This is a genomic window from Desulfovibrio desulfuricans (assembly GCF_004801255.1).
GTDB lineage: Bacteria > Desulfobacterota > Desulfovibrionia > Desulfovibrionales > Desulfovibrionaceae > Desulfovibrio > Desulfovibrio desulfuricans_C.
This window is the reverse complement of the sequence record NZ_CP036295.1, coordinates 242,575-266,701: the sequence shown is the minus strand read 5'-3', so window position 1 is coordinate 266,701 and position 24,127 is coordinate 242,575. Positions and strand designations below refer to the sequence as shown.

Genomic DNA, 24,127 nt, shown 5'->3' with positions numbered 1-24,127 from the left:
TGCAGGGCAGCTGCCGTTTTGCAGGCATCTGCCCGCAACTGTGCCGTAGTGCTGCAGCAAATAAAAAACCCGCCAATGGCGGGTTTTTTATTTGCCCGGGCGGCGGGGTAAGCCCAGCCGCCCGTATAAACGCATAAACTCTTAGAAACCGAAACCGTCGTTGTTGGAGCCGGAAGCACCAAAACCGAAATCGTCCGGCACGGCGTTTTCTTCAGCTGCGGGAGCGGCTTCTTCGCCAGCGGCGGCACCGGCGGCGCCAGCGGCAACGCCGCCCACGACCATGCCCTTGAGGCCGTCCTTGATGGCGTCCTTGATGTTCATCATCAGTTCGTCATGGTTGATGGCGACCTTGCCCTGGAATTCGGCCACCTGCTTGCGCAGGCCGCCCATATCGGTGTTCATGGTCTTGATCTTGGCTTCGAGCTCGTCAACCTTCTTGGAAAGAGCGGCGGCGCGGGACTCGGCGGGCTCCAGCGCGCGCACGCGTTCTTCAAGAGCGGCGGCGGCGGCAGTCTGGGCGGCCATGCTGGCGTAGGTTTCGCCAAGGTAGGTCAGCACCTTGTCGCACAGGGTCTTGGTCAGACCGTCCATGCAGGTCAGGGAAACATTGTCGCCAAGGGCGCTACGGCCCGTGTTGACAAAGGCGTCCCACGACTGGCCTTCAACCCAGTTCAGGTCGGCAAACTTGGGGTACCAGCGGGCCAGCCACGCGGCGGCAAAGGGGCCAACGGCCTTGGCGCAGGTATCACAGGCAACGGAACGACCGGCCACAAAACCGGCGATTTCCTTGACGTCTACGCCCTCCTTGCCCACAACCAGGGCAAGCACGGACTCCACGGGAAAAACTTTACGAGATGTATCAGACATGGCGGCCTCCTCCTCGGAGATCGTAATTTTTTCAAAAAGCTCACGGGGAACTGTGCGCAACCTCAAGGGCGGCCCCCGGCGCATGGCCGGGGGCCAACGCCGTTAGCTTCTGCCGTACATGCGGGCGTAAACAAGGGCCGCCGTGCGATACACGAAGTGGCCAAGCTTAGACCAGGGCAGATAAGCAAAAAGCATCCACACAAATACCAGGTGCATGTAGTACACCAGGAAGGCGGGCACAATGGCGTCCGCCAGGCGGAAGCACTGCGACAGCACGCCGGTGACGGCCACCAGCCAGATGATGCCCAGCAAATACCAGTCGTACCAGCTGGAACCCTGGAACTTGGGGTTGAGCGACATACGGCGGGCCGTAAGGATGGCAAGACCGCCCAGCAGCATAAGCGCGCCCAGGTTGGCCAGGATCTTCACGGGGAAGGTCAGCGCCATGGGCGTTTCAATGTGCACCAGCGGAATGACCTTGCCGACCCAGTGACCGCCAGCCACCACGGCCGTAACAAAGGCCAGGATGGCAAAGCTGTACACCAGCAGCATGTGGCCAAACTTGCGGTTGGGGGTGTCCTTGCCGGTGGCGGGGCCGTCCTCGCAATCGTTGAACTTGCGGTGGGTGATGACTTCGTCCCACAGCACGTCCCACAGATGCCAGACCCAGCACTTTTGCTTGCCGATGACGGCCAGCGAACCTTCAGGCTTGAACAGGGCCCACAGCTTCATGACCCCCCGGGCAAGGATGATGGCCGCGCCGAAGAAGGTGATCATGAAGATGGGGTCGATGGTGTAGTCGCCGTAAAACACCTGGCCGAAAACAATGCGGCCGTCCGCGGCGCGGGGGAACCACTGTCCGCCGTTAAACCCGGCGCGGATCCACCACACAAAGAGCCACAGCACCGCGGGGATGGCGAACAGCACGGGCAGGCCAGCGGGCTTGCTCATGAGCTTGCCCACCACGGTGGGTTCGGTCAGTTCACGGTAAATGACGTTGCGTGCCGCGCCCATGAGGTCGGCAGGCTTGGCGCCGCGCGGGCAAAGGTCAGAGCAGTTGCCGCAGTTGTGGCAGAGCCACAGGTCAACGTCGGCGCGCAGCTTGTCTTTGAGGCCCCAGGAAGCCCAGACCATTTCCTTGCGCGGGTAAGGCGCATTGGCCGGAGCGAGAGGGCAGGCCACGGAGCAGGTGGCGCACTGGTAGCATTTCTTGAGGGATTCGCCCCCAGATTCTTCCAGTGCCCTGACAAACTCCATATCAGGTTTGATTGAACATTGTGCCATTGCTGCCTTCCTCCTACATGCCCTTGAACGGGTTGGGGCCCATGGCCATGATGCGGTCAACAAAGCCGTCGATCAGGTCGGGAACCTTGTCGTATTCGTCAATGGCCACTTCAAGCTGTTCCACGCGTTCGGGCTGCACGCCAAGGCGGTTGAGCGTCTCGGCAATGTTTTCCTTGCGGCGTGAGCAGATTTCAGAGCCCTTCACAAAGTGGCACTGGTAGTCGTCGCCATATTTGCAGCCCAGCAGCATGACGCCGTCAAAGCCCTTGCTCATGGCGTCGGACACCCAGATGGCGTTGACCGAACCAAGGCAGCGCACCGGGATGATGCGGCAGTAGGGGCTCCAGGGCTTGTTGCGGGCGCCTGCCATGTCAAGGGCAGGATATGCGTCGTTTTCGCAGGCCAGAATCAGCACGCGGGGGCCGTCGGCCTTGAAGTCCTTGGGAACCTGAACTTCGCGGATCATGGAGCCGATCTGGTCGATATTGTAGTTGGCAAAGGAGATAACGCGTTCCGGGCAAGCGCCGAAACAGGTGCCGCAACGACGGCAGCGCGCCGGGTTGGGCTTGGGCGTTCCCTTTTCGTCGTCGTCCAGAGCGCCGAAGGGGCATTCCTCCGTGCAGCGCTTGCACTGGGTGCAACGCACAAAGTTGAACACGGGGTAGGAAAGATCGCCCGAACGGGGATGCACAGCCACGCCGTGGCTGGCGGCCTCGATGCACTGCATGGCCTTGAGCACCGCGCCCCTGGCGTCTTCTTCGCAGGCGTCCATGGTCAGGGGCTGACGCACGCAGCCCGCGGCGTACACGCCGGTACGGCGCGTTTCGTAGGGGAAGCAGATGTAATTGGAATCCGCAAACCCGTCAAAGAGGTTCAGATCCGGGAAGTCCGGGCCCTGACGGTAGTTAAAGCAGACGGTCACGTCCTTGGCCGTGGTCGGCACAAGGCCGGTGGGCACGACAACCAGATCCACATCCAGGTCAAAGTCCATACCCAGCAGGGTATTTTTGCAGCTCACGACCATGTGGTCGCCAGCTTCGCGGATGTCGGTCACGTCGGCCTTGGTCATCATGACGCCCAGGCGGTCCTGCATCTTCTTGTAGAAGCGCTCGAGGATGCCGGGAACAGTCATGTCCTTGTACAAAATGAAGGTCTGACAGGTGTCGTTGGTCTTTTCGCAGACCGTGTTGGCAAGCCGCAGCATGCCCACGCTGTTGACCGCGTTGGAATAGGCAAGATGGCGAAAGCTTTCAAGGTTTGCCTTCACAAAGCCCTTTTCTTCGCCCTCGGCGGGTTTGGCTTCTGCCGCAGGGGCGGCTTCGGCTTCTTCCGCAGCTTTTTTGACGGCTTCTTCGGCGATGGTGGTGTCGAGCACAAAGGCGATGCGACGGGCGCTCACCTGGTCGGCGACCAGCATCTTGCCAAAGGTGGCGGCATCCACAACCTTGGTGCTCTGCCCAAGGCCCATGGCGGCAAGGTACTTCTGGTCAAGCGGCACCCAACCGGTGGCCAGCACCACTGCGCCCACTTCGATGGTCTGCGAGCCAGCGGGGGTGACAAAGGTCGCCTTGAACTCGCCGGGTTGGCCTTCCAGCTTTTCCATGCGGGTGTTCATGTGCACGGCGATTTTGCTGTTGCCAAGCACCTTGCTGATCTTGTCGGCCACGTTGGTGGGCTGCTTGTCGGTCCAGGGCGAAGCAAGGGGCGAACCCATGGGAATGTTGTTGGCCGCGCCGCCGAGCTTGTCGGCCTTTTCGACCAGCACCACTTCGTAGCCGGTTTCGGCAGCTTCGGCAGCTGCGGTAAGACCGGTCCAGCCGCCGCCGATAACCAGCACACGCTGCACGCCGGTAACGGCGGCAGAGTCGGGCACTTCGCTCTTCTGCAGCTTGACCACGCCCATGTTCACATAGTCGCGGGCCATGAGCGCCAACAGTTCAGGCGCGCCATTGGCCGTGTCCACGGGGGTTTTGTCTGGATTTTTATAGGCCTGCACGCACTGTTCGCGCAGGTTTACGTGTTCCACCTGCACGGGCAGGCGGTAGATATCCGCATCGATGCGCGGCGAAGCGCCGCACAGCAGTACGCCGTCCAGCCCCTGCGCTTCGATGTCGGCCTTGATTTCGCTCACGGCCAGGGCCAGCACAGGAACAACCTTGACCACGGGCACAAGACCGCCCCACTTCTGGCTCGTCTGCTCGGCCAGAGCGGTCAGATCAAGCCCGCCGCCAATGTTCTGCTGGTCAAAATAGACGCCAATTTTACCCGACATGCCGCCTACCTCCCTTTCACCGTTTGAACCGCCTTAAGGGCGGCGGCTGTGCCAGACTGCGCCGAGCGCATCACATCAAGGGGCATGCGCGCGCAACCAGCGGCGAAAATGCCAGCCTCTTCTCCGCCCGCAATAAAGCCGTCTTCATCAAGCGGCAGGGGCAGGGGCGCATCTTCACCAGCCAGCGAGGGCTGCATGCCAGTGGCCAGCACAACAAGGTCATAATCAAGAGTCATCTTTTCGCCGCGCACGGCGTCTTCAGCCGTGATGCGCACGCGGTTGCCCTCGGCCTGCACGGCGTCGGCAACCTTGCCCTTGACAAACTTCACATTGGGCAGCGCCTTGACCTTTTCGAGCACCTTAACGTAGCGGCCCGGAGCGCGCAGATCAATGTAGTACACGGTGATCTGCGTTTCGGGGCTCTGCTCTGCGATGTACAGGCACTGCTTGAGGGTGGCCATACAGCAGATGTACGAGCAGTAGTTCAGGTGGTTCTGGTCGCGCGAGCCCGCGCACTGCACAAAGGCTACCTGGTTGGGGGCCCTGCCGTCAGAGGGGCGTACAATGCGGCCGCCGGTGGGGCCAAAGGGTGAAGCGAGGCGCTCAAGCTGCATGTTGGACACGCAGTTTTTGACGCTGCCCGCGCCGAGGTTGGTCAACCGGGTAACGTCGTAGGGCTTCCAGCCGGTGGCAACAACCACTGCGCCGACGTTGAGGTCGAGCTCGCGCTGCGGTTCGTTGACGTCCAGAAACTTGGCCCCGGCAACCCGAGCGCTGTCAGACTTGGAGAGCGCGTCGAGATCAAGGGTGTAGCGGCTGGGGAAAGCGAAAGGCATATCCTTGTGCAGGGCCTTGCGCGTGGCAAGACCAAGCTCGAATTCGCTTTCCACCTCGCCGGTCAGGCTGGAGGCAAGCAGGCTGAAATCGATGTTGTGGGGGGCGGTGTGACGGGGGCTGATGCGCACCTTCACCTTGTAATCACCCTTGACGCCCATGAACCCGACCACTTCGGCCTGCGTAAAAAATTTGATTCGCGGGTTCTTCCTGATGCGCTGGAACTGGATTTCCAAGCCGCAGGAGGGAGGACAGAGTTTGGGGAAATATTTATTGAGCTGAGCCACGCGCCCACCAAGCCAGGGCGACTTTTCGACGATAAAGACGTCGTGGCCCAGTTCCGCCGCTTCGATGGCGGCTGTGAGGCCTGCAAAGCCGCCGCCCACGACGAGAATGGCATTGGACATCCTGGATATCCTCCTGCGTTGTTGCATAGCGGCTGAAGAAGGAAAAGGACTCCCGCCGCGAAAAAAAAAGGAGCGGCCCCGTGGCCGACCTCTGCGAGCGTCAGCGCACAAAACTGCCCGCACCACGCCCGCCAGCAATGGGGGGGCCTGCTGCCGGTCATCCCCTTGCCGAACATTTGCCTCGTGCTGCGCACCGTATGCCAAAACACACGCCGCGCCAACAGGCTGGCACGAAAACCGCTCTTTTTCCGACAGGGCCTGGGCCGCCGCCGGCACGCGTTTTTCGCCGCTGCAGGCTCTGGCCGGGCCAGGGCTTGCAGCAGAGGGGGCGGCCTTGCGGCCGCCCCCATATGGCATCAGTGCCGCCGACTAGTCGGGGATGATCTGGTAGTAGGGCTTCTTGAAGATCTTGGTTTCGCCGGTAGCGGGGTTGTACCTCGAGTTCACGAAGCACTTCCACTTGCCGTCGTCCAGGCCCATGAAGTCCGCACGGTAGTAGAAGCCGGGGTAGCGGGATTCTTCACGGAAGGAGATGTGCTGCATGTGCAGACGCACCGTCCACAGACGATGGTAGTTTTCCCAGCAGCGCAGCAGTTCGTGAAGGTCACGAGCGGCCAGCTTGAAGGAGTCTTCTTCCATCATGCCCAGCAGGTTGAAGCCGGTGTCAAGCAGCGCCTTGGAGGTGGTGTAGTAGGTACCTACGCCGCCGCCGTATTCGTCGGTGCACTTGACAAGGCGCATCATGAAGTTCTTGGGCGTGATGTAGTTGGGGTTCACCACGGGGTCGGTAGAAGCGGCCTTGCCCTGCTCGAAGTTGTAGAAGGGACGGTAAACCAGCTTCTTCAGTTCATCGGCGGTTTCAGCGAACTCAGGCTTGAAGTCCTTGTGATCAAGGCACCAACGAACCATCTGCTTGCCGGCCATACGGCCTTCAGCATGCGAACCGGAGGAGAACTTGTGGCCGGAAGCGCCCACGCCGTCGGCGCAGGTGAAGAGGCCTTCAACGGTGGTCATGCGGTTGTAGACCTTGCCGTTGCTGGCGTGCACTTTGTAGTCTTCGGGCACCCAAGCTTCGTCGGGACCGGAAACCCAGATGCCGCAGCAGCCGGAGTGGGAGCCGAGCAGGTAAGGTTCGGTGGGCATGATTTCCGAGCCGCGTTCTTCAGGCGCGGTGTTGGTGGAGGCCCACAGGTTGGCCTGGCCCACGCACATGTCGAGGAAGTCTTCCCAAGCTTCGGATTCAAGATCCTTCTGCTGTTCTTCGTTCAGGGTGGCGAAGGTGTTCAGCAGGGCGGTCTTGGTGTCCATGTAGATGGGGCCGCGGCCTTCGCGCATTTCACGAAGCATCATGTGGTTACGCAGGCAGGTCGGAATGACATTACCCTTGGCGTAGCCGCGATCTTCGTAGGGCTTCAGCATGGCGCGGTTGGTGGCGCAGTAATCTTCACCCTTGGAGTTGGTGGCTTTGGCCTTGAACAGGAGGAACCACGCGCCCACGGGGCCGTAACCGTCCTTGAAGCGGGCGGGCACGAAGCGGTTTTCCATCATGGTCATTTCGGCGCCAACCTGAGCGCACATGGTGTAGGTCGAACCGGCGTTCCACACGGGATACCAGGCGCGGCCCATGCCTTCACCGGTGGAGCGGGGACGGTACACGTTAACGGCACCGCCAGCGGCCACCATGATGGCGTTGGCTTTGAAGATGTGCACTTCGTTAGCGCGCAGGTTGAAGCCCACGGCGCCGGCGATGCGGTTGGGGGTGTTCTTATCGAGAAGCAGCTTCACGATGAAGATACGTTCCATGATGCGGTCTTCACCCAGGGCATTCTTGGCGGCTTCGGCCACGATGCACTTGTAGGATTCACCGTTGATCATGATCTGCCAGCGGCCGGAACGCACGGGGGCGTCGCCATTGCGCAGGCTCTTGCCGGCGGCCTTGGCGGCGGCGCCGTTCAGGTTGTGGCCGTCTTCGCCCTTGATCCAGCAGGGCAGGCCCCATTCTTCAAACAGATGCACGGAGTCGTCAACGTGACGGCCCACGTCGAAGATAAGGTCTTCGCGAACCAGGCCCATAAGGTCGGTGCGGACCATGCGGACGTAATCGTCAGCGTCGTTTTGACCCAGGTAGGTGTTGATGGCGGAAAGACCCTGGGCCACGGCGCCGGAGCGCTCGAGGGTGGCCTTGTCGCACAGCATGATCTTCAGGCCGTGCTTGTCGCCCCAGCGCACCGCTTCATAAGCGGTGCCGCAGGAACCCATGCCGCCGCCCACGATCAGCAGGTCAACAGCATGTTCTTTCACTTCAGGCTCGGCAATGGCCACACCCTTCGTCGCTTCCTTGACGGGAATCATTGGCATAATTGTTTCTCCTTATCGCACTAGCGGTTGCAATAGCCTAATGGCCGTGTTCCATGCAGGTGAAGGACTTGTCGGCTTCAGCGACGTCGAACTTCTTGCCCAGCACTGCCTTGGGGGCGGCGAGAGCGGATTCGGTGAACAGCAGTTCGTCGTCAATGTTAGCGCCTTCGGGCTTGCCTTCGAAAGGCTTGATGGAACCTTCAGGGGTAGTGCGGATGGGGAACTTGAAGCGTTTCACGTTGCCATTGCGGAACTTAACAGTCCACATGATGGAGTCGGCCGAACGCATGGGGATACAGGTCCCGCCCATGGGGGCAAAGTCTGCATAGGGGCGGGCCGTAATGGCGCCCTGGGGGCAGATCTTCACGCAGGAATAGCATTCCCAGCAGGCATCGGGTTCCTGATTGTAAGCCCGCATTTCCTCAGGATCAAGAATCATGAGATCATTGGGGCAAATGTACATGCAGGCCGTCTTTTCGCCACCCTTGCAGCCGTCGCACTTGGACGGATCGACAAACGTCGGCATACGTATCCTCCAACTCTTTAAGTGTTTCAGAAAAACCCGCCGGGTTCGGCGAGGCGCGCGGCAAATCCGTCACGCCGGGGTTAGCCGAGCGCCTCCACAACGAAGGTTGGGCGTATGGCTTGCGCAATTAGTAACAAGCACTTAGCCTTTGAGTCAACCCCCCTCTGCAAAATTTCGTGGAAACGTCACAGGGGCATTGTGCAGATTCGCAACAATTTCAACGCATTGAGAGTCTTGTGAAAAAAAAACCCTTTGGCATTTTTGGCCCTCGCGTGTCACAAGCATTTCAAATGCCAGCAGCTCTGCCCTTACGGGAACGCACCGTGCGCAACCCTTGCCAGAGAGCTCATTTCAAGCTAACACGCTTGGGCAGATAAGGGAAGCCCCTGGGGCAAATCGAACCATGAGTCGGCAACCTGTTGTTTTTCCAGCGCTGCGCCACGGGCGAACCCCTCCTATCCAAAGTTCATTATCAGTACAGGACAAGGCATGACCGACAACTCCAACGATTCCCGCGCACCACGTGATATGCGCGAAGGACGGGGCCCACGCGCCCCGCGCGGCCAACACAATGGGCACGAAACCGGCGATACGCGCGCCCGCAAACCCCTGCGGGAGGTAGTCTGCGAGATAGACCGCGACATTCTGCGACTGCTGCTGCGCCGCAACAATATTCTTGTCCGTATGCGCGGCGACAAGCCCCGGCTCGACTCGACGGAAGAAAAAACCATCCGCGAATCGTGGGAGGCCTCCGTCTCCCGCATCAGCCGCGATGCGCGTCTTTCCGGCCACTTTTTTTCGCTCATGCAGGAAGTGGAATTTCAGCCCCGCCCCGCCTCTGCGCGCGACGGCGCTGACGAGGTGGGCGAAGCTGGCGCAACCGCCCACGAAACGCCGCGCACGGCCTTCAACCTTGCGCCGCCCGCAAAGCATGTGCGTCTGCGCATGCCCGCGCCCCTTGCCTGCCGCGCCACCCGCGCCTGGCTTATGCTGGCCGCAGCCACGGGCCAGCCGCTGCACCTGTCGCCCTGCCTCATGAACGACCCCATTGTGGATTGCGTCAAGATGCTCAACCAGGCGGGCGCTTCGCTCACACGCGAGGACGAGGGCGTCATCGCACGCCCCGCAGCCCCGCTGGCCGCGCCTGACAAGGTTATCCACACGGGCGACAGCGCCTGGAACTTCTTTATGCTGCTGGGCCATTACCTTGGCCGCCCCTCGCGGGCCAAGTTTACCGGCGATTCCAGCCTCAAGCTGGCCGATTTTTCCGCTGTGCGGCACTTTCTGCCAGCCCTGGGCGCGCGGCTCGTGCACGTTGTGCCCAAGAGCGACGGGCTGCCCGCGCGGCTTGAGTGCTCCGGCATTTTGCCCGACTCCGTCATGCTTCCGGCCGACGTTCCGGCAGAGCTGGCCGAAGGCATACTGCTGGCCGCCCCCTGCTACGAACGAGCCATTGCCCTTGACCTGTCCGCGCACCCCGACCACAGGCTCATTGTGGCCCGTGTGTTGCCCATCCTGCGCGCAGCGGGCGCCGACGTGCAGATCGAGGGCGCCAAGGTGCGCGTCAATCCTGGTCCGCTCAGTCTGCCCGCGCAGCCCGAAGCGGCCATGGAGCCGGAACTGGCGATCTTTTTGCTGGCCCTGCCGCTGGCCCTCGGCGGCGAAGCCCGCCTGGGCGGTCAGTGGCCCGCCCTGCCTGCGGCGGAAGCGGGCTGGGACCTGCTGAAACAGCTTGGCCTCGACCTGCGGTGCGAAACCAGCAAGGAAGGCGCCGAGGTGTTCGCCAGCGCCGCCACCCCTCTCAAGCAGTACGCCAAGGGCGATCTGCCCGCCGGTTTTCCCGCCGCGTGGGCCCCTCTGCCGCTGGCGCTGGCTGCTTGCGCAGCCCTGCGCGGCGACAAGGCCGTTCTGCCCGCCCTGCCCTGCGGAACGGACAAAACGACGGCGGAAAGTTTTCTTTCTGCAGTGGGACTCGAATTGGATGAAAACGGCAGATTGTGCAAAAAAGAACAAACCGGCGCTCGTACGGGCTGGAACGCCCCCGATCCGGTATGGGCGATGGCCCTTGCCCTGACCGCCTGCGCAAGCCCACACCAGAAACTGGGCAACCCCGGCATCATGACCGGTCTCTACCCGCCCTTCTGGGCGCTGTACAATACTTTGCCCGAACCGGCAGTGCGCCGTGCGGCAGCGCCTGAAGCCCAGACGCCCGCCCCGCGCCGCCGCATCATCACCGGCGCGGTGGCCGTGCCGCCGGAACTGAAAGACGAAGACGACTAGGCAACTACGCGCAACAGGCGCTGGCGGCGTAACAACGCCCCCAGCGCCTGTTGCTGTTTTATGGACTGGGCGGTTGCGCACCGCAAAATCCGTATTGCAGGGCCCGCCCAGAGGGCTGAAAAACGGATAAAATTTGCTCCGACAGCTGGCGGCAACGACAGCACGGGGTTGCAGGCCGACGCCATGGCCCGCATTGTCGGGCAGGATACAAAGCGTGAGGCCAGACGCCGCGCACGACGCAGGGCAACAAAAAACCGCCCCGCGCGGTACCACCGCAACGGGACGGAATTGCCGTTTTGCCTTGCCGCTCCAGGCCGCCATGGCGGCCTGGAGCGGTGCAAACCGCCGGGGTTTATTCCTGTGTAAAACGGTACAGCCGTACAGAAAGGGGCTGCATGCTCTGGCGGGTCATGGCCGACACCACAAAGGCGTATTCCCTGGATTGTCCGCTGGGCGGGCAGGGACCGCGATAGTGACGGGTCAGACCGCCCTCGGGGATAACGCCAGTGCCGTCGTTGTTCCACGAGCCGCCGCCAAGGTACAGCTCCTGTGAATCGCCGGTAAACTCCACCAGGCGAACGTCGTAATACTCCGTACTGGCAGGAACCTGGGCAACCTGGATTTCGGGCGAGATACGAGAACAACGATGAACATCACGCAGGGTAACGGTAACGGCCATGCCGTCAGTAACTTCCTGCGTCTCCTTGGAGGCGCAAGCGGGCAGCAGGGCCACCGCGCACAGCGCAGGAATGAGCACGCGCCGGGCTTTGCCTAAAAATTCAAAACGCATCAGAGCCTCCAAATGACAATTGCTTTATGCGGCTTTTGGAAGCATAACCAATAGTCAGGTCGAATACAACAACCAGTGGGAGCAGTATATGTCCATTCTTGCAGACAGTGTTTCGGGGTATCTGGAAAACGCCTCGTGGATCAGGCGCATGTTCGAGGCCGGAGGACAGCTCAAGGCCCGTTACGGCGCGGACAATGTTTATGACTTCAGCCTGGGCAACCCCGACCTGCCAGCCCCCCCTGCAGTCGTGTCCGGCCTGCGGGCCTTTGCCGAACACGCCTCCGAACCCTTTGCCTTTGGCTACATGCCCAATGGCGGCTTTACCTGGGCGCGGGAAAAACTGGCAGCCCACCTGAGCCAAGAGCAGGGCGTAGCCCTGACCGCCAACGACGTGCTGCTGGGCTGCGGCGCTGCGGGCGTGCTCAACGCCTTTTTGCGCGCCGTTATCAACCCCGGTGAAGAAATGCTGGGATTTGCTCCCTATTTTGTGGAGTACGGCTTCTATGTGGCCAATCACGGCGGCACGTTCCGCGCCGTCATGAGCAAGCCCGATACCTTTGCTCCCGATCTGGCGGCGCTTGAAGAGACCATCAGCCCCAAAACCCGCGTGGTGCTCATCAACTCGCCCAACAACCCCACGGGCGTGATTTACAGCCGCAAGGATCTCAAGGCTCTGACAGAACTGCTGGAAAACAAGAGCCAGGAATACGGCAAGCCCATCTGGCTCCTGGCCGACGAGCCCTACCGCTTTCTGGCGTACGACGGAGCTGAAGTACCCTCGGTGCTGCCGCTCTACCCCTATGCCGTGGTCATCAGCTCGTTTTCCAAAAGCCTTTCGCTGCCGGGCGAGCGCGTGGGCTTTGCGGCCGTGTCGCCCCTGCTCCACGAAAAGGCCGAGCTCATGGCGGGCCTTACCCTTACCAACCGCATCCTCGGCTTTGTAAACCCGCCGGTCGTGGGCCAGCATATCATGGCCGCCGCCCTGGGCAGCCAGGTTGACCTGAACATCTACGCCACCCGCCGCAAGGCCATGGCCGAGGTGCTCAAAAACGCCGGTTACGAATTTCAGATGCCCGCAGGGGCCTTCTACTTCTTCCCCAAGGCGCCCGGAGGGGACGACGTGGCCTTTGTGAACAGGCTTGTTGACGAGCGCGTTCTGGCGGTGCCGGGTTCGGGCTTTGGCTGCCCCGGCTACTTCCGTCTGGCCTTCTGCGTGGATGAAAAAGTCATCCGCAATGCCGCCGATGGTTTTGCCAAGGCCCGCGCCGCCATCGTGTAGCTCAGCAGTGCACGGGGGCGGTGCGCCGCCCCGCAAACAGCACAGGATACGCACATGACCCGATACCGGTCCGCAACGACAACGCGCGCGCGGCTGCACGGCCTTGCGTCGGCGCTTGCATGCCTCATCCTGCTGGTGGCCGTTCAGGCGGCCGCCAAGGATATCAGCGTCAATGAAGCCGCCGGGCTACTGCAAAACCCGCCGCAGGGCCTGACCATTGTGGACGTGCGCACCCCGGCGGAGTTCCGCGAGGGACACCTTGCCGGCGCGGTGAACATGGACTTTTTTGGCGCGTCCTTTGACTCGCAGATACTCGCCCTGCCCAAGGACAAGCCCATCCTGCTGTACTGCCGTACGGGCAACCGCTCGGCAGGCGCGTACGATGCCATGGAAAAAGAGGGCATCACCAACATCCTGCACATGAACCAGGGCGTCACGGCCTGGCAGCAGGCAGGCCTGCCTTTGCAAAAATAAGCGCTGCGCCCCGGTGTTTTGCCGCGCGGGCTGGCACAGATTCTGCTTCTATACAGGGCGGAGAGGAATAATTTTCCCCTTCGCCTTTTTTATTTGCCTGCCGCAAATGACGGCAGGTCAGGCGTACCGCGCGCAAATGCGGCAGAACGACAGCGGGGCTCCCCGGCGGAGGCTTGGCGTCGTTACCGGATATGGGAAAAAATTTCCCTCCCGGCAGGAGGCAGAACATGAACTCGTCTTTGTACATCGGGGCCACAGGCATGAAAAGTTTGGGCGACGGCATGAACGTCATCTCGAACAACATCGCCAATGTGAGCACCATCGGCTACAAGCAGCAAGGCATTCTGTTTTCTGACGTCTTTTACGCGCAGCAGGGCAATATTGGCGAGGGGTGGAGTTCGCAGACCAATTCACGGGTGGCTCTGGGCCAGGTGGGCCAGGGCGTTCAGGTGGACGCCGTGCGCACCATGTACGGGCAGGGAGCGTTTGAGTCTTCCAATACCGTCACCGACATGGCCATCAGCGGCAAGGGGTTCTTTCAGGTTACCGACAAAACCGGCAACCAGTACTACACCCGCGCTGGCGACTTCAGACCGGACGACACCGGGGTGCTGCGCACTCCCGCGGGCATGGCCCTGATGGGCTACAAGTACAATGCAGACGGCACCAAGGGCGGACTGAACCAGGTAACCATCGACAAGTTTGCCAAGATGTCGCCCAAGGCCACAACCTCCGTTGATCTGCGCTTTAACGTGGCGCAGAGCACCGACCACTCGTCGGACGCCGCCAACCCGTATTTCAGCCTGCTCGGGCAGTACAATTCGGCCAACACGCCGCCCCTGAGCAGCTCCGCCTACGGCTACAGCCAGGACATTACCCTGTACGGCGCCGACGGCACGGCCCACTCGGCCACCATATATTTTGACGGCGCGCCCTCGGGCAGCTCCGGCACCACCGCCGAGTACCTTATCGCGTCCAGTGCCGACAGCAAAGGCGGCACGGCGCAGGCGCTCATGTCCGGCACCATGAGCTTCAACGCCAGCGGGCAGATCACGGGCATGTCGGCCTACACGCCCGCCACTGCGGGCAGCACCAGTCTTGCCGACTGGAATGCGGCCACCCTTACCAAGGACGGTCTGCCGCAAATGTCCGTCAACGGCTCGCCCGTTACGGTAAATATGGGCATCTCCGCCAAGAGCGGCTGGCAAAACACACCGGGCAACGCCGCAAGCGTGGGCACGGACCCCACGGCTCTGGCCAGCATGGGCAATGCCTATACCCGCGCCGCCGACGCCACGACCAACTACACGACGCAGTCGGCGGTCACCCGCACCAAGACCCAGGACGGCTACCCCGAAGGCTCGCTGAACAACATCAGCATCAGCGCGGACGGAACCGTTGTGGGCAAGTACTCCAACAACGAGAGCATGAACCTGTGGCAGATACCCCTGTGCAGGTTCACCAGCGAGGACGGACTGCGCCGCGAGGGCAACAACCTTTTTTCCGCCTCGCCAGACTCCGGCCAGATGGATATGGGCGTTGCAGGTACAGAAAATTACGGAAAAATCAATGCCTACAACATTGAAAATTCCAACGTGGACATGGCCAATGAAATGGTCAACATGATTGTTACGCAACGCGGTTTTCAGTCCAACAGCAAGGTGGTGACCACCGCCGACCAGATGCTGCAAAAGGCCATGGAGCTCAAGCGCTCGTAGCCGCTGGCCCCAACTGCATTTCGCAGTCCCCGCAAGGCCCGCTTGCCTGCCCCCCCCCATATTTTATGCCCCGGTTCGCCGGGCTTTGCCGTATCCGCAGCAAAGCCCGCAGGTTAACGCCTGCTCGGCTGGCAACCGCCATTTATCACCCAACTACTCGGATTAGCCGGGCAATCCCGACCGCGCGGCATTGCCCCAGGCAATCCCATAGGGTATGGTAGTCCACCGTGTTGCGGCAGTCGGCCCAACAACGCATGTTTTTTGCCGTCCTTTTTTCAGGAGCACGCCCATGAGCGCAGCCGCATCCCCTGCTACGGGCACAGCCCTTTATGGCGTCACGGGCTGGCCGTTGGCCCAGAGTCTTTCGCCGCTGCTGCACAATACTGGGTTTGCAGCGCTTGGCATCGACGCCCTGTACCTGAAGTGGGAAGTGCCGCCCGACAGGCTGCCCGCCTTTGTGGAAAGCGTGCGGCTGCTCAACATTCGCGGCTGTTCCGTAACTATTCCCCACAAGGTGGGCCTTCTGCCCCTGCTGGACGAGGTGAGCCCCCTTGCGCGGCGCGTGGGCGCAGCCAATACCATTTACTGGCAGGGCGACCGCCTTTGCGGTGAAAATACCGATGTGGCCGGCTTTATGGCTCCCCTTGCGGGCGTGCCGCTAGCCGGGACAGACGTGCTGCTGCTGGGCGCGGGCGGCGCGGCGCGCGCCGTGGCGGCGGGCCTTACCGCGCCGAGCCTCGAAGGCCGACCGGCCCATGTTTTTGTAGCCACGCCCTCCGACAAATCCCATTTGCCGCTGGCCGATGAATTTGGCCTCGCCCCCCTGCTGTGGAAAGACCGGCACGAGCCGCCCGCCCTGCTGGTTGTCAACACCACGCCTCTTGGCATGCGCGGCAAGGCCGAAGACGACACCCCCTACGACTTTTCGCTGGCAGCGCAACTTGCGCCCCAAAGTGATGCCAACGCAACACCCCTTGCCTACGATATTGTGTACAACCCGCTTGAAACGCGCTTTTTGCGAGAGGCGCGCGCGGCTGGCCGTCGCTGCATATCAGGGCTGGAGATGTTTTTTGGTCAGGGGGATGCGCAGTTTTGCCTGTGGACCGGGCAGGGGCTGCCTGCCGAATCACGGCGGGCCCTTGAGACGGCTCTTGGGCAGCAACCCCGATAACCCGACATGAAAAGCGAGGCTTCCATGCGAATTCTTGTACTGCACGGCGTCAACCTGAACATGTTCGGCAAGCGCGATCCTTCACAGTACGGAACGGCCACCCTGGCGGATATTGACGCGGCCCTGCAGACGCTGGCCGGGGAACTGAACGTAACGGTAGAGAGCTTTCAGACCAACCACGAGGGCGTCATGGTTGAGCGCATCCATCAGGCGCTGGACGAGGGAGTGCAGGCTGTGGTCATCAACGCCGGAGCCTGGACGCACTACAGCTACGCCCTGGCCGACGCGCTGGCCATCCTGCCTGTGCCGGTGGTTGAGGTGCACATGTCCAATGTTCACGCGCGCGAGGAGTTTCGCCACCATTCGGTGCTGTCGCCTGTCTGCGCGGGGAGCGTCTGCGGCTTTGGCGTGGAGAGCTACCTTCTTGGCCTGCGTGCGGCCCAGTCGCTGGCAAAGAGGGCCGCAAACAAACCAGAGTAAATTCACAGTAAATGATTTGCATGGGTGCGAGCCTAGATTTTTGACTTTTTCTGCTGTAGCGTTGTAGACAGACTTGTCACAGCGGCACCCCATCAGCTTCTAACCAGAGAGTTCCCATGAACGAAGCCATTAACCTGAACCGACTGCGCGATCCCGCCTTTACGGAGGAAGTGGAAGCGCACAGCGGACAAAAAGTGTCTACCTGCTATCAGTGCGGCAATTGTACTGCCGGCTGTCCCGCAGGATTCGTTTATGACATGCAGGTCAACCAGATCATGCGGGCGGTACAATTGGGTTTGAAAGACGCGGTTCTCGATTCGCGTTCCATCTGGATGTGCCTGTCCTGTTCCACCTGCAGCCAGCGGTGTCCCAACAACATCGACGTGGCCGGAGTCATGGAGACCCTGCGCCACATGGCGCGCAAGGAAGGCCGGGTGGCCGTTCCCAAGGTGGAAAAATTCTGGTTTTCCTTTCTGGACACGGTGCGCGCCTTTGGCCGCACCCACGAAATCGGCACCATGGCACTCTACATGATGCGCTCGCTCCGCGTATTTACCGATGTGGATCTAGCACCCGAAGCCCTCAAAAAGGGCAAGCTGGGCCTCAAGCCCCACATTCTGCCCGGCGGGGCCGGACCGGTCACGCGCATCTTTACGCGCTACAAGGAACGCGCCAAGCGAGAGGGGGTGCGCCCATGAATTTTGCCTACTACCCCGGCTGCTCGGCCAGGGGGTCTTCAAAAGATTACGAAATGTCCACCCAGGCCGTCTGCAAAGCTCTGGACATGCGCCTTGTGGACATTCCCGACTGGAACTGCTGCGGCTCCACCCCGGCCCACGCGGTTGATACCGAACTTTCCGCCGCCCTGTGCGTGCGCAACCTTGATATCGCCGCCCAGCAAAAGGCCGAAGTGCTGCTGACGCCTTGCCCCAGCTGCCTTTCCAACCTGCGCATGGCCTCCAAGCGCATGGAAAACCCCGCCTTTCGCAGCCGGGTGGACGAGCTGCTCGACGGCCCCTCGGCCAAGGAATTTCCGCCTGTCACCTCCGTCATGCAGGGCATTGCCGCGCAGATGGAAATGGACGCCATCGCAGCCCGCGTGCGTCAGAGCCTCAAGGGGCTCAAGCTCGTGGCCTACTACGGCTGCCTCATGAGCCGCCCGGCGGAAGTCATGAACTTCGGCGACCCCGAAAACCCCACGCTCATGGAAGAAATGATGTCGGCCTGCGGCGCGGAGATGCTCGACTTTCCGCTCAAGACCGCATGCTGCGGCGCATCCTTTGGCATTCCCGAGCGCCCCATGACGGCCAAAAATTCGGGCCGCATCCTTGAGCTGGCCACCCGCCTTGGCGCTGACGCCATTGTGGTGGCCTGCCCGCTCTGCCAGATGAACCTTGACCTGCGTCAGGATCAGGCCAGCGCGGCCATGGATACCAAATTCCGCATGCCGGTGCTCTATTTTACCCAGATGATGGGCATTGCCTTTGACCTGCCGGAAAAAGAGCTGGGCCTGAACAAGCTGTGCGTCAGCGCCGACGGTCTTATCCGCAAATTGGGCGAGCTGCGCCGCGAAGAAGCGGCCAAACCCGCCGAGCAGAAGGCCAAGGCCGCTGAAGGAGGCAGGTAATGAGAATAGGCGTCTTTATCTGCCACTGCGGCAGCAACATCGCCGGAACCGTGGACTGCGCCAAGGTGGCGGCCATAGCCCGCACCTATCCCGACGTGGTCTATGCCGACGACCCCATGTACACCTGCGCCGAGCCGGGTCAGGCGGCCATTGAGGCGGCCATCCACGAGTACAAGCTCGACGGCGTGGTTGTTGCCTCGTGCTCGCCCCGCATGCACGAGCCAACCTTCCGCCGTACGGTGGAACGCGCCGGGCTCAACCGTTACATGCTTGAAATGGCCAATATCCGCGAGCATGTCTCGTGGATCGGCAAGGATATGGAAGCCAACACCAACAAGGCTGCCGAGCTGGTGCAGCTTGCGGTGGAAAAGCTGCGCAACGACAGGCCCCTCATGGCCAAAAGCTTTGACGTCAACAAGCGCGTGCTGGTCATCGGCGGCGGCGTGGCGGGCATTCAGGCGGCGCTTGACTGCGCCGATGGCGGCGTGCCCGTGGTGCTGGTGGAGCGCGAGGCGACCATTGGCGGCAAGATGGCCAAGCTGGACAAGACCTTCCCCACCGTGGACTGCTCGGCCTGCATTCTCGGCCCCAAGATGGTGGACGTGGCCCAGCACTCCAACATTACGCTCTACGCCTACTCCGAAGTGGAAGATGTTTCGGGCTATGTGGGCAACTTTACGGTAAAAATCCGCAAACGCTCCACCTATGTGGACTGGAGCCTGTGCACCGGCTGCGGCGCATGCACCGAAAAATGCCCGGCCAAAAAGACGCCCGACGCCTTTAACGAACTGACGGGCACCACCACGGCCATCACCATCGCCTTTCCGCAGGCCATCCCCAAGAAGGCCGTCATCAATCCGCAATTCTGCCGCCAGCTCCTCAAGGGCAAGTGCGGCGTGTGCGCCAAGGTGTGTCCCACCGGCGCCATCAAGTACGACATGGAAGATGAGATCATCACCGAAGAGGTGGGCAGCATTGTTGCCGCCACCGGTTACGACCTCATGGACTGGACCGTATACAAGGAATACGGCGGCGGCACATACCCCGACGTGATCACCTCCCTGCAGTACGAGCGTCTGCTCTCCGCATCCGGCCCCACGGGCGGGCACGTCAAGCGCCCCTCGGACGGCAGGGAGCCCAAGAACATCGTCTTTGTGCAGTGCGTGGGCTCGCGCGACAAATCCGTGGGCCGTCCCTACTGCTCGGGCTTCTGCTGCATGTACACGGCCAAGCAGGCCATCCTGACCAAGGACCACATCCCCGATTCCAAGTCCTTTGTTTTTTACATGGACATACGCGCGCCCGGCAAGCTGTACGACGAGTTTACCCGCCGCGCCATGGAAGAATACGGCACGGAATACATCCGGGGCCGCGTGTCGCAGATCTACCCCGACGCCAACGGCCAGATGACGGTCATGGGCGTGGACACCCTGCTGGGCCAGCCGGTGGAGATCAAGGCCGACCTGGTGGTGCTGGCCGTTGGCGTAGAGGCCAGCAAGGGCTCGCCCCAGCTGGCGGAAAAGCTGCGCATCTCTTACGACAGCTACGGCTTTTTTATGGAAAGTCACGTCAAGCTCAAGCCTGTGGAGACCAATACCGCAGGCGTGTATCTGGCGGGCGTGTGTCAGGGGGTCAAGGACATCCCGGCCTCCGTGGCGCAGGGTTCCGCCGCTGCCGCAAAGGTGCTGGCGCTCTTCTCCAAGGACAAGCTTGAAAGCGACCCGCAGATCGCCCAGGTGGACATCCGCCGCTGCGTCAACTGCGGCAAGTGCATACGCTGTTGCCCCTTTGGCGCCATCAAGGAAGTGGAAATCCGGGGCGAAGGCAAGGCTCAGGTTATCGAAACCGTCTGCCAGGGCTGCGGTCTGTGCACGTCCACCTGTCCGCAGGGGGCTATCCAGCTTTCACACGCTACTGACAACCAGATCCTTGCGGAGGTAAACGCCTTATGCCAGTGCTAAACGGCAAAGAACTGAGAATTGTTGGTTTTCTCTGCAACTGGTGTTCGTACGGCGGTGCGGATACGGCTGGCGTGGCCCGTGCCACCCAGCCCACAGACCTGCGCGTCATCCGCGTGCCCTGCTCGGGCCGCATTGACCCGCTGTTTATTGTCAAGGCGCTGCTCAACGGCGCGGACGGCGTGCTGGTTTCCGGCTGCCACCCGCGCGACTGCCACTACGCCGCTGGCAACTTTTACGCCCGCCGCCGCCTTGAGGTGCTCAAGCAGTTTTTGCCCGTGCTGGGCATTGACGAACGCCGCTTTGAATACACCTGGGTTTCGGCCTCCGAAGGCCAGCGCTGGCAGCAGGTGGTGACGGTCTTTACCGACCGCATCCACAAGCTCGGCCCCGCGCCCAAACTTGACGACCCCGAACCGCTGCTCAAAATCGCCGACATGGCGCTGACCTCGCTGCGCTCGCTGGGCACTGGCCAAAAGGCCGCCCTGGACGAACTGAAGGAAGCCATCAAGGCCAAGCTGCCCGAGCTCGACTGCGTTATCGGCTGGCAGCAGGGCTACGACGCCGCGCACACCGTGCCCCTGTTCATGAAAACCCCCGAGGACGTGGACAAGCTGGTGTGGGGACCCTTTAACGTCAACAATCCCGCCGTGTACCTGCCCACGTTCAAGGGCAAAAAGGTGGGCATTGTGGTCAAGGGCTGCGATTCGCGCTCGGTGGTTGAATTGCTGCAGGAAAACCTGATCCGCCGCGAGGACGTGACCATCTTTGCCCTGCCCTGCGAGGGCACGCTGGACATGGCCCGCGTCAACCAGGACCTGGGCCGCTACACCAAAATCGACGGCGTGACCTATGACGAGGCCGGTGTGACCATCACCGCCGACGGCAAGGATCACCGTTTCTGCATGACAGACTACGCCCAGGGCAAGTGCTACGGCTGCACCACGCCTTCGGCTGTGCTGGCCGACACCCTGCTGGGGCAACCCGTCAAGGTGGACGGCGCGGCGGGCACCCCGCCGGAGCTGGCCCTGCTCGACTCCATGACCCTGGACGAACGGCTCGCCTTCTGGCACGGCCAGATGGACCGCTGCCTGCGCTGCTACGCCTGCCGCAACGCCTGCCCCATGTGCGTGTGCCGCGACTACTGCGTATCCGACAGCCGCGATCCGCACTGGATGACGCAGGAGGACAGCCCCAAGGAAAAACTCTTCTTCCAGACCATCCACGCCATGCATCTGGCCGGCCGCTGCACAGGCTGCGGCGAGTGCCAGCGCGCCTGCCCCGTGGGCATTCCCATCATGGCCCTGCGCCAGCAGATCGCCCGCGCGGTGGCCCAGCTTTTTGACGGCTACCAACCCGGCCTCAACCCGGACGAGGTGCCGCCCCTGCTGGGCTATGAAGTGGTTGAAAAGAATATTCATGAGAGGGACTGGAAATGAGCACCATCCGCTTTGTTACCCCCGACGGCTTGCCCGCGTTTCTTGCCTATCTCTCGCAGAATGGCCGCCGCGTGCTGGTGCCGGTAGAAAAGCCCGCCAACAAGCGCTCGGTCGTCTTTGAGCCATGGCAGGAGGGCAAGCCCTTCACCATGGAAAAAGCCACCGTACCCGCCAAGGAGGCCGTGCTGCCCCAGTGCGAAACCTTGGTGCGCTACAAAAAGACCAAGGATCCTGACAACATCGAGCGCGTCACCATGAGCCTGGACGACAAGCCCGAGGCCCAGCCCACCGTGGTTTTTGCCTGCCGCCCATGCGATGCGCGCGGCTACGTCGTGCTTGACCGCCCCTACCTCAAGGGCCCCTACGCCGATCCTTATTACAAGGCCCGGCGCGAGCAGCTTACGGTGGTTACGCTCACCTGCGGCAGCGGCTGCAATACCTGCTTCTGCCACTGGGTTGGCGGCGGTCCCACCTCGCCCGAAGGCTCGGACGTGCTCATGACCGAGATCGAGGGCGGCTACGTGCTGCAGGCCGTCACCCCCAGGGGTGAAGAACTGCTGGCCGCGTCCACGCTTGCCGAAGGGGCCGAGCTGTTCCCCAAGGCCGAGGCCGCGCGCAAGCAGGCCTGGGCCAGCCTTACGCCTGCTCCCAACATCAAGGACGCGCCCGAAAAGGTGGCGGCCCGCTTTACCGACACGCAGTTCTGGCTGGATCAGACCGACCGCTGCCTCTCCTGCGGGGCCTGCACCTACTTTTGCCCCACCTGCTACTGCTTCACCATCACAGACGAGGGTGAAGGACTGAGCGAAAAGGGCGGACGCCGTCTGCGCAGCTGGGACAACTGCATGTCCTCGCTGTTTACGCGCGAGGCCAGCGGGCACAACCCGCGCATGCTCAAGGCCCTGCGCATGCGCAACCGCGTGTCGCACAAATACTCCACCTATCCTGAAAACTGGGGGGCGTTCTCATGCAGCGGCTGTGGCCGTTGCATCAGCAATTGCCCCGTCTGCCTGGACATCCGCGCCATCGTGCTGGCCGCCATCGACGACGGCAACGATGACAAGAAGTCCACGGACAAGTAGGAGCAGACATGGCAACCCAAAAAACTACCGGCAAGGCCGCCAAGGCCGCGCCCTCCAAGAAAGCCGCGCCCGAACAGGCCGCTGCAAAGGTGGAAGCCGCTGTGGATACCAAACCCGCTGCGTCAGCCAAGCCCGCCGCCAAGCCGGGTCTCAAGCCCGCGCCCGACGGCGGCATGCTGCGCGAAATAACCGCCCGGCCCATGATGCAGGGCAACCCGTACCTGCCCATGCCCGCCACCGTGGCCGAAGTCATACAGGAAACCGGCAACATCAAGACCCTGCGCGTGGTGCTGGACGACGAAGCCGCCATGAAGTCCTTTACCTACGAGCCCGGCCAGGTGGGCCAGCTCTCGGTGTTTGGCGCTGGCGAGTCCACCTTTGTCATCAACTCGCCGCCGTCGCAGAAAAACTACCTGCAGTTTTCCGTCATGCAGGCGGGCGAGGTAACCTCGGCCATCCACAGGCTCTCGCCTGGCGACAAAGTGGGCGTGCGCGCCCCCCTGGGCAACCACTTTCCCTACGCCGACTGGAAGGGCAAGGATATCTTCTTTGTGGGTGGCGGCATCGGCATGGCCCCCATCCGCACCATCATGCTGCACGTGCTGGAGCACCGGGCCGACTACGGCAAGGTGGGCCTGCTCTACGGCGCGCGCTCCCCGCGCGATATGGCCTTCAGCTATGAAACGGAAGACTGGCTGCGCCGCGACGATCTGGACTGCACCCTGTGCATCGACGCCCCCTTTGAGGGCTGGCCGCACAAGGTAGGCCTGATCCCCAACGTGCTGCTCGAGCTCAACCCCGACCCCAAAAACTGCGTGGCCGTGCTCTGCGGCCCGCCCATAATGATCAAGTTTACGGTGCAGGCCCTGCAAAAGCTCAACTTTGCACCGGAGAACATCGTCACCACGCTTGAGAAACGCATGAAGTGCGGCATCGGCATCTGCGGGCGCTGCAACATCGGCGGGCGCTACGTGTGCGTGGACGGCCCCGTGTTTACCTGGAAAGACCTGCAGGATCTGCCGCCGGAGATGTAACCGGCGCGACCCCGCGTAAGTGCTGATTGCGGGAGGCTCCCTTGCTGCTTGTCTGGCGGCAACAGGGAGCCTCCCGCTGCTTTTTGCCCTGCGCTCAGCGCTGACCGCCCCAAGGCCGCGTCCGGCCGTTGCGGGCCAACCCGCGCAGGCCTTGCGCCGTTTGTCGTTGCCCGTCCCGTACGGGTTAAAACGGCAGTTGACAGGGCCGCCTGTGTGGGTCAAGGAAGAACAACACTTTCTTCAAGGG

The 24,127-nt window shown here is 61.9% G+C and carries 18 protein-coding genes and 1 pseudogene; 12 read left to right on the top strand and 7 right to left on the bottom strand.

Annotation, left to right across the window (positions count from 1 at the left end):
* Nucleotides 1–141: 141 nt before the first annotated feature.
* From DDIC_RS01130 to aprB, 6 genes are all read right to left on the bottom strand, one after another.
* Complete coding sequence (locus tag DDIC_RS01130) at nucleotides 142–867, bottom strand: hypothetical protein (RefSeq protein WP_136398750.1); 726 nt, start codon at nucleotides 865–867, stop codon at nucleotides 142–144.
* 102 nt (nucleotides 868–969) lie between these two features.
* Nucleotides 970–2,151 carry a quinone-interacting membrane-bound oxidoreductase complex subunit QmoC gene (qmoC, locus tag DDIC_RS01125; protein ID WP_136398749.1) on the bottom strand — a complete coding sequence of 394 codons (1,182 nt, stop codon included), beginning with the start codon at nucleotides 2,149–2,151 and terminating at the stop codon, nucleotides 970–972.
* Between the two features lie 13 nt (nucleotides 2,152–2,164).
* A complete protein-coding gene (locus tag DDIC_RS01120; protein WP_136398748.1) occupies nucleotides 2,165–4,423 on the bottom strand; it encodes an FAD-dependent oxidoreductase in 2,259 nt (752 codons plus the stop codon).
* Nucleotides 4,424–4,428: 5 nt separating this feature from the next.
* Nucleotides 4,429–5,664 carry a CoB--CoM heterodisulfide reductase iron-sulfur subunit A family protein gene (locus DDIC_RS01115; protein WP_136398747.1) on the bottom strand — a complete coding sequence of 412 codons (1,236 nt, stop codon included), beginning with the start codon at nucleotides 5,662–5,664 and terminating at the stop codon, nucleotides 4,429–4,431.
* Between the two features lie 369 nt (nucleotides 5,665–6,033).
* On the bottom strand, nucleotides 6,034–8,022 hold the full coding sequence (aprA, locus tag DDIC_RS01110; protein ID WP_136398746.1) for an adenylyl-sulfate reductase subunit alpha: 1,989 nt from the start codon (nucleotides 8,020–8,022) through the stop codon (nucleotides 6,034–6,036).
* Nucleotides 8,023–8,059: 37 nt separating this feature from the next.
* A complete protein-coding gene (gene aprB / locus DDIC_RS01105; protein WP_136398745.1) occupies nucleotides 8,060–8,548 on the bottom strand; it encodes an adenylyl-sulfate reductase subunit beta in 489 nt (162 codons plus the stop codon).
* A 489-nt stretch (nucleotides 8,549–9,037) separates the two neighbouring features.
* Here aprB and DDIC_RS01100 point away from each other — a divergent pair, with 489 nt between their 5' ends.
* Complete coding sequence (locus DDIC_RS01100) at nucleotides 9,038–10,828, top strand: 3-phosphoshikimate 1-carboxyvinyltransferase (protein WP_136398744.1); 1,791 nt, start codon at nucleotides 9,038–9,040, stop codon at nucleotides 10,826–10,828.
* A gap of 352 nt (nucleotides 10,829–11,180) precedes the next feature.
* Here DDIC_RS01100 and DDIC_RS01095 read toward each other — a convergent pair whose 3' ends face one another.
* A complete protein-coding gene (locus tag DDIC_RS01095; RefSeq protein WP_136398743.1) occupies nucleotides 11,181–11,618 on the bottom strand; it encodes an MbtF in 438 nt (145 codons plus the stop codon).
* A gap of 88 nt (nucleotides 11,619–11,706) precedes the next feature.
* Between DDIC_RS01095 and DDIC_RS01090 the strand changes: the two genes are divergently transcribed.
* The 11 genes and pseudogenes from DDIC_RS01090 to DDIC_RS01040 all read left to right on the top strand — a co-directional run bounded on the left by DDIC_RS01090 (nucleotide 11,707) and on the right by DDIC_RS01040 (nucleotide 23,880).
* On the top strand, nucleotides 11,707–12,897 hold the full coding sequence (locus DDIC_RS01090) for a pyridoxal phosphate-dependent aminotransferase (protein WP_136398742.1): 1,191 nt from the start codon (nucleotides 11,707–11,709) through the stop codon (nucleotides 12,895–12,897).
* A gap of 54 nt (nucleotides 12,898–12,951) precedes the next feature.
* On the top strand, nucleotides 12,952–13,371 hold the full coding sequence (locus tag DDIC_RS01085; protein WP_136398741.1) for a rhodanese-like domain-containing protein: 420 nt from the start codon (nucleotides 12,952–12,954) through the stop codon (nucleotides 13,369–13,371).
* Between the two features lie 227 nt (nucleotides 13,372–13,598).
* Nucleotides 13,599–15,089: a flagellar hook protein FlgE gene (locus tag DDIC_RS01080; protein ID WP_136398740.1), complete on the top strand. Its 1,491-nt coding sequence runs from the start codon at nucleotides 13,599–13,601 to the stop codon at nucleotides 15,087–15,089.
* A 289-nt stretch (nucleotides 15,090–15,378) separates the two neighbouring features.
* Nucleotides 15,379–16,260, top strand: coding sequence for a shikimate dehydrogenase family protein (locus DDIC_RS01075; protein WP_136398739.1), 882 nt, complete (start codon nucleotides 15,379–15,381; stop codon nucleotides 16,258–16,260).
* Nucleotides 16,261–16,284: 24 nt separating this feature from the next.
* Nucleotides 16,285–16,740, top strand: coding sequence for a type II 3-dehydroquinate dehydratase (gene aroQ / locus DDIC_RS01070; protein WP_136398738.1), 456 nt, complete (start codon nucleotides 16,285–16,287; stop codon nucleotides 16,738–16,740).
* A gap of 74 nt (nucleotides 16,741–16,814) precedes the next feature.
* A pseudogene (locus tag DDIC_RS01065) lies at nucleotides 16,815–17,438 on the top strand (4Fe-4S dicluster domain-containing protein); the annotation flags it as partial.
* A complete protein-coding gene (locus DDIC_RS01060; protein WP_136398736.1) occupies nucleotides 17,435–18,367 on the top strand; it encodes a CoB--CoM heterodisulfide reductase iron-sulfur subunit B family protein in 933 nt (310 codons plus the stop codon). The pseudogene DDIC_RS01065 and the gene DDIC_RS01060, both read left to right, overlap by 4 nt.
* Nucleotides 18,367–20,328, top strand: a complete 1,962-nt coding sequence (locus tag DDIC_RS01055; RefSeq protein WP_136398735.1) for a CoB--CoM heterodisulfide reductase iron-sulfur subunit A family protein — start codon at nucleotides 18,367–18,369, stop codon at nucleotides 20,326–20,328. The genes DDIC_RS01060 and DDIC_RS01055 overlap by 1 nt, the downstream gene beginning before the upstream one ends.
* Nucleotides 20,316–21,764 carry a hydrogenase iron-sulfur subunit gene (locus DDIC_RS01050; protein ID WP_136398734.1) on the top strand — a complete coding sequence of 483 codons (1,449 nt, stop codon included), beginning with the start codon at nucleotides 20,316–20,318 and terminating at the stop codon, nucleotides 21,762–21,764. The genes DDIC_RS01055 and DDIC_RS01050 overlap by 13 nt, the downstream gene beginning before the upstream one ends.
* Nucleotides 21,761–22,846, top strand: a complete 1,086-nt coding sequence (locus DDIC_RS01045) for a 4Fe-4S dicluster domain-containing protein (protein ID WP_136398733.1) — start codon at nucleotides 21,761–21,763, stop codon at nucleotides 22,844–22,846. Before DDIC_RS01050 ends, DDIC_RS01045 begins: the two co-directional genes overlap by 4 nt.
* 173 nt (nucleotides 22,847–23,019) lie before the next feature.
* A complete protein-coding gene (locus DDIC_RS01040; RefSeq protein ID WP_136400968.1) occupies nucleotides 23,020–23,880 on the top strand; it encodes an FAD/NAD(P)-binding protein in 861 nt (286 codons plus the stop codon).
* Nucleotides 23,881–24,127: the final 247 nt, after the last annotated feature.

Coding starts and splice junctions, on each gene's coding strand:
- aprB (WP_136398745.1), bottom strand. CDS start 8,548: ATGCCGACGTTTGTCGATCCGTCCAAGTGCGACGGCTGCAAGGGTGGC.
- DDIC_RS01040 (WP_136400968.1), top strand. CDS start 23,020: ATGCTGCGCGAAATAACCGCCCGGCCCATGATGCAGGGCAACCCGTAC.
- DDIC_RS01085 (WP_136398741.1), top strand. CDS start 12,952: ATGACCCGATACCGGTCCGCAACGACAACGCGCGCGCGGCTGCACGGC.
- DDIC_RS01095 (WP_136398743.1), bottom strand. CDS start 11,618: ATGCGTTTTGAATTTTTAGGCAAAGCCCGGCGCGTGCTCATTCCTGCG.
- qmoC (WP_136398749.1), bottom strand. CDS start 2,151: ATGGCACAATGTTCAATCAAACCTGATATGGAGTTTGTCAGGGCACTG.
- DDIC_RS01080 (WP_136398740.1), top strand. CDS start 13,599: ATGAACTCGTCTTTGTACATCGGGGCCACAGGCATGAAAAGTTTGGGC.
- DDIC_RS01130 (WP_136398750.1), bottom strand. CDS start 867: ATGTCTGATACATCTCGTAAAGTTTTTCCCGTGGAGTCCGTGCTTGCC.
- DDIC_RS01090 (WP_136398742.1), top strand. CDS start 11,707: ATGTCCATTCTTGCAGACAGTGTTTCGGGGTATCTGGAAAACGCCTCG.
- DDIC_RS01120 (WP_136398748.1), bottom strand. CDS start 4,423: ATGTCGGGTAAAATTGGCGTCTATTTTGACCAGCAGAACATTGGCGGC.
- DDIC_RS01100 (WP_136398744.1), top strand. CDS start 9,038: ATGACCGACAACTCCAACGATTCCCGCGCACCACGTGATATGCGCGAA.
- aroQ (WP_136398738.1), top strand. CDS start 16,285: ATGCGAATTCTTGTACTGCACGGCGTCAACCTGAACATGTTCGGCAAG.
- DDIC_RS01075 (WP_136398739.1), top strand. CDS start 15,379: ATGAGCGCAGCCGCATCCCCTGCTACGGGCACAGCCCTTTATGGCGTC.
- DDIC_RS01045 (WP_136398733.1), top strand. CDS start 21,761: ATGAGCACCATCCGCTTTGTTACCCCCGACGGCTTGCCCGCGTTTCTT.
- DDIC_RS01115 (WP_136398747.1), bottom strand. CDS start 5,664: ATGTCCAATGCCATTCTCGTCGTGGGCGGCGGCTTTGCAGGCCTCACA.
- DDIC_RS01060 (WP_136398736.1), top strand. CDS start 17,435: ATGAATTTTGCCTACTACCCCGGCTGCTCGGCCAGGGGGTCTTCAAAA.
- aprA (WP_136398746.1), bottom strand. CDS start 8,022: ATGCCAATGATTCCCGTCAAGGAAGCGACGAAGGGTGTGGCCATTGCC.
- DDIC_RS01050 (WP_136398734.1), top strand. CDS start 20,316: ATGCCAGTGCTAAACGGCAAAGAACTGAGAATTGTTGGTTTTCTCTGC.
- DDIC_RS01055 (WP_136398735.1), top strand. CDS start 18,367: ATGAGAATAGGCGTCTTTATCTGCCACTGCGGCAGCAACATCGCCGGA.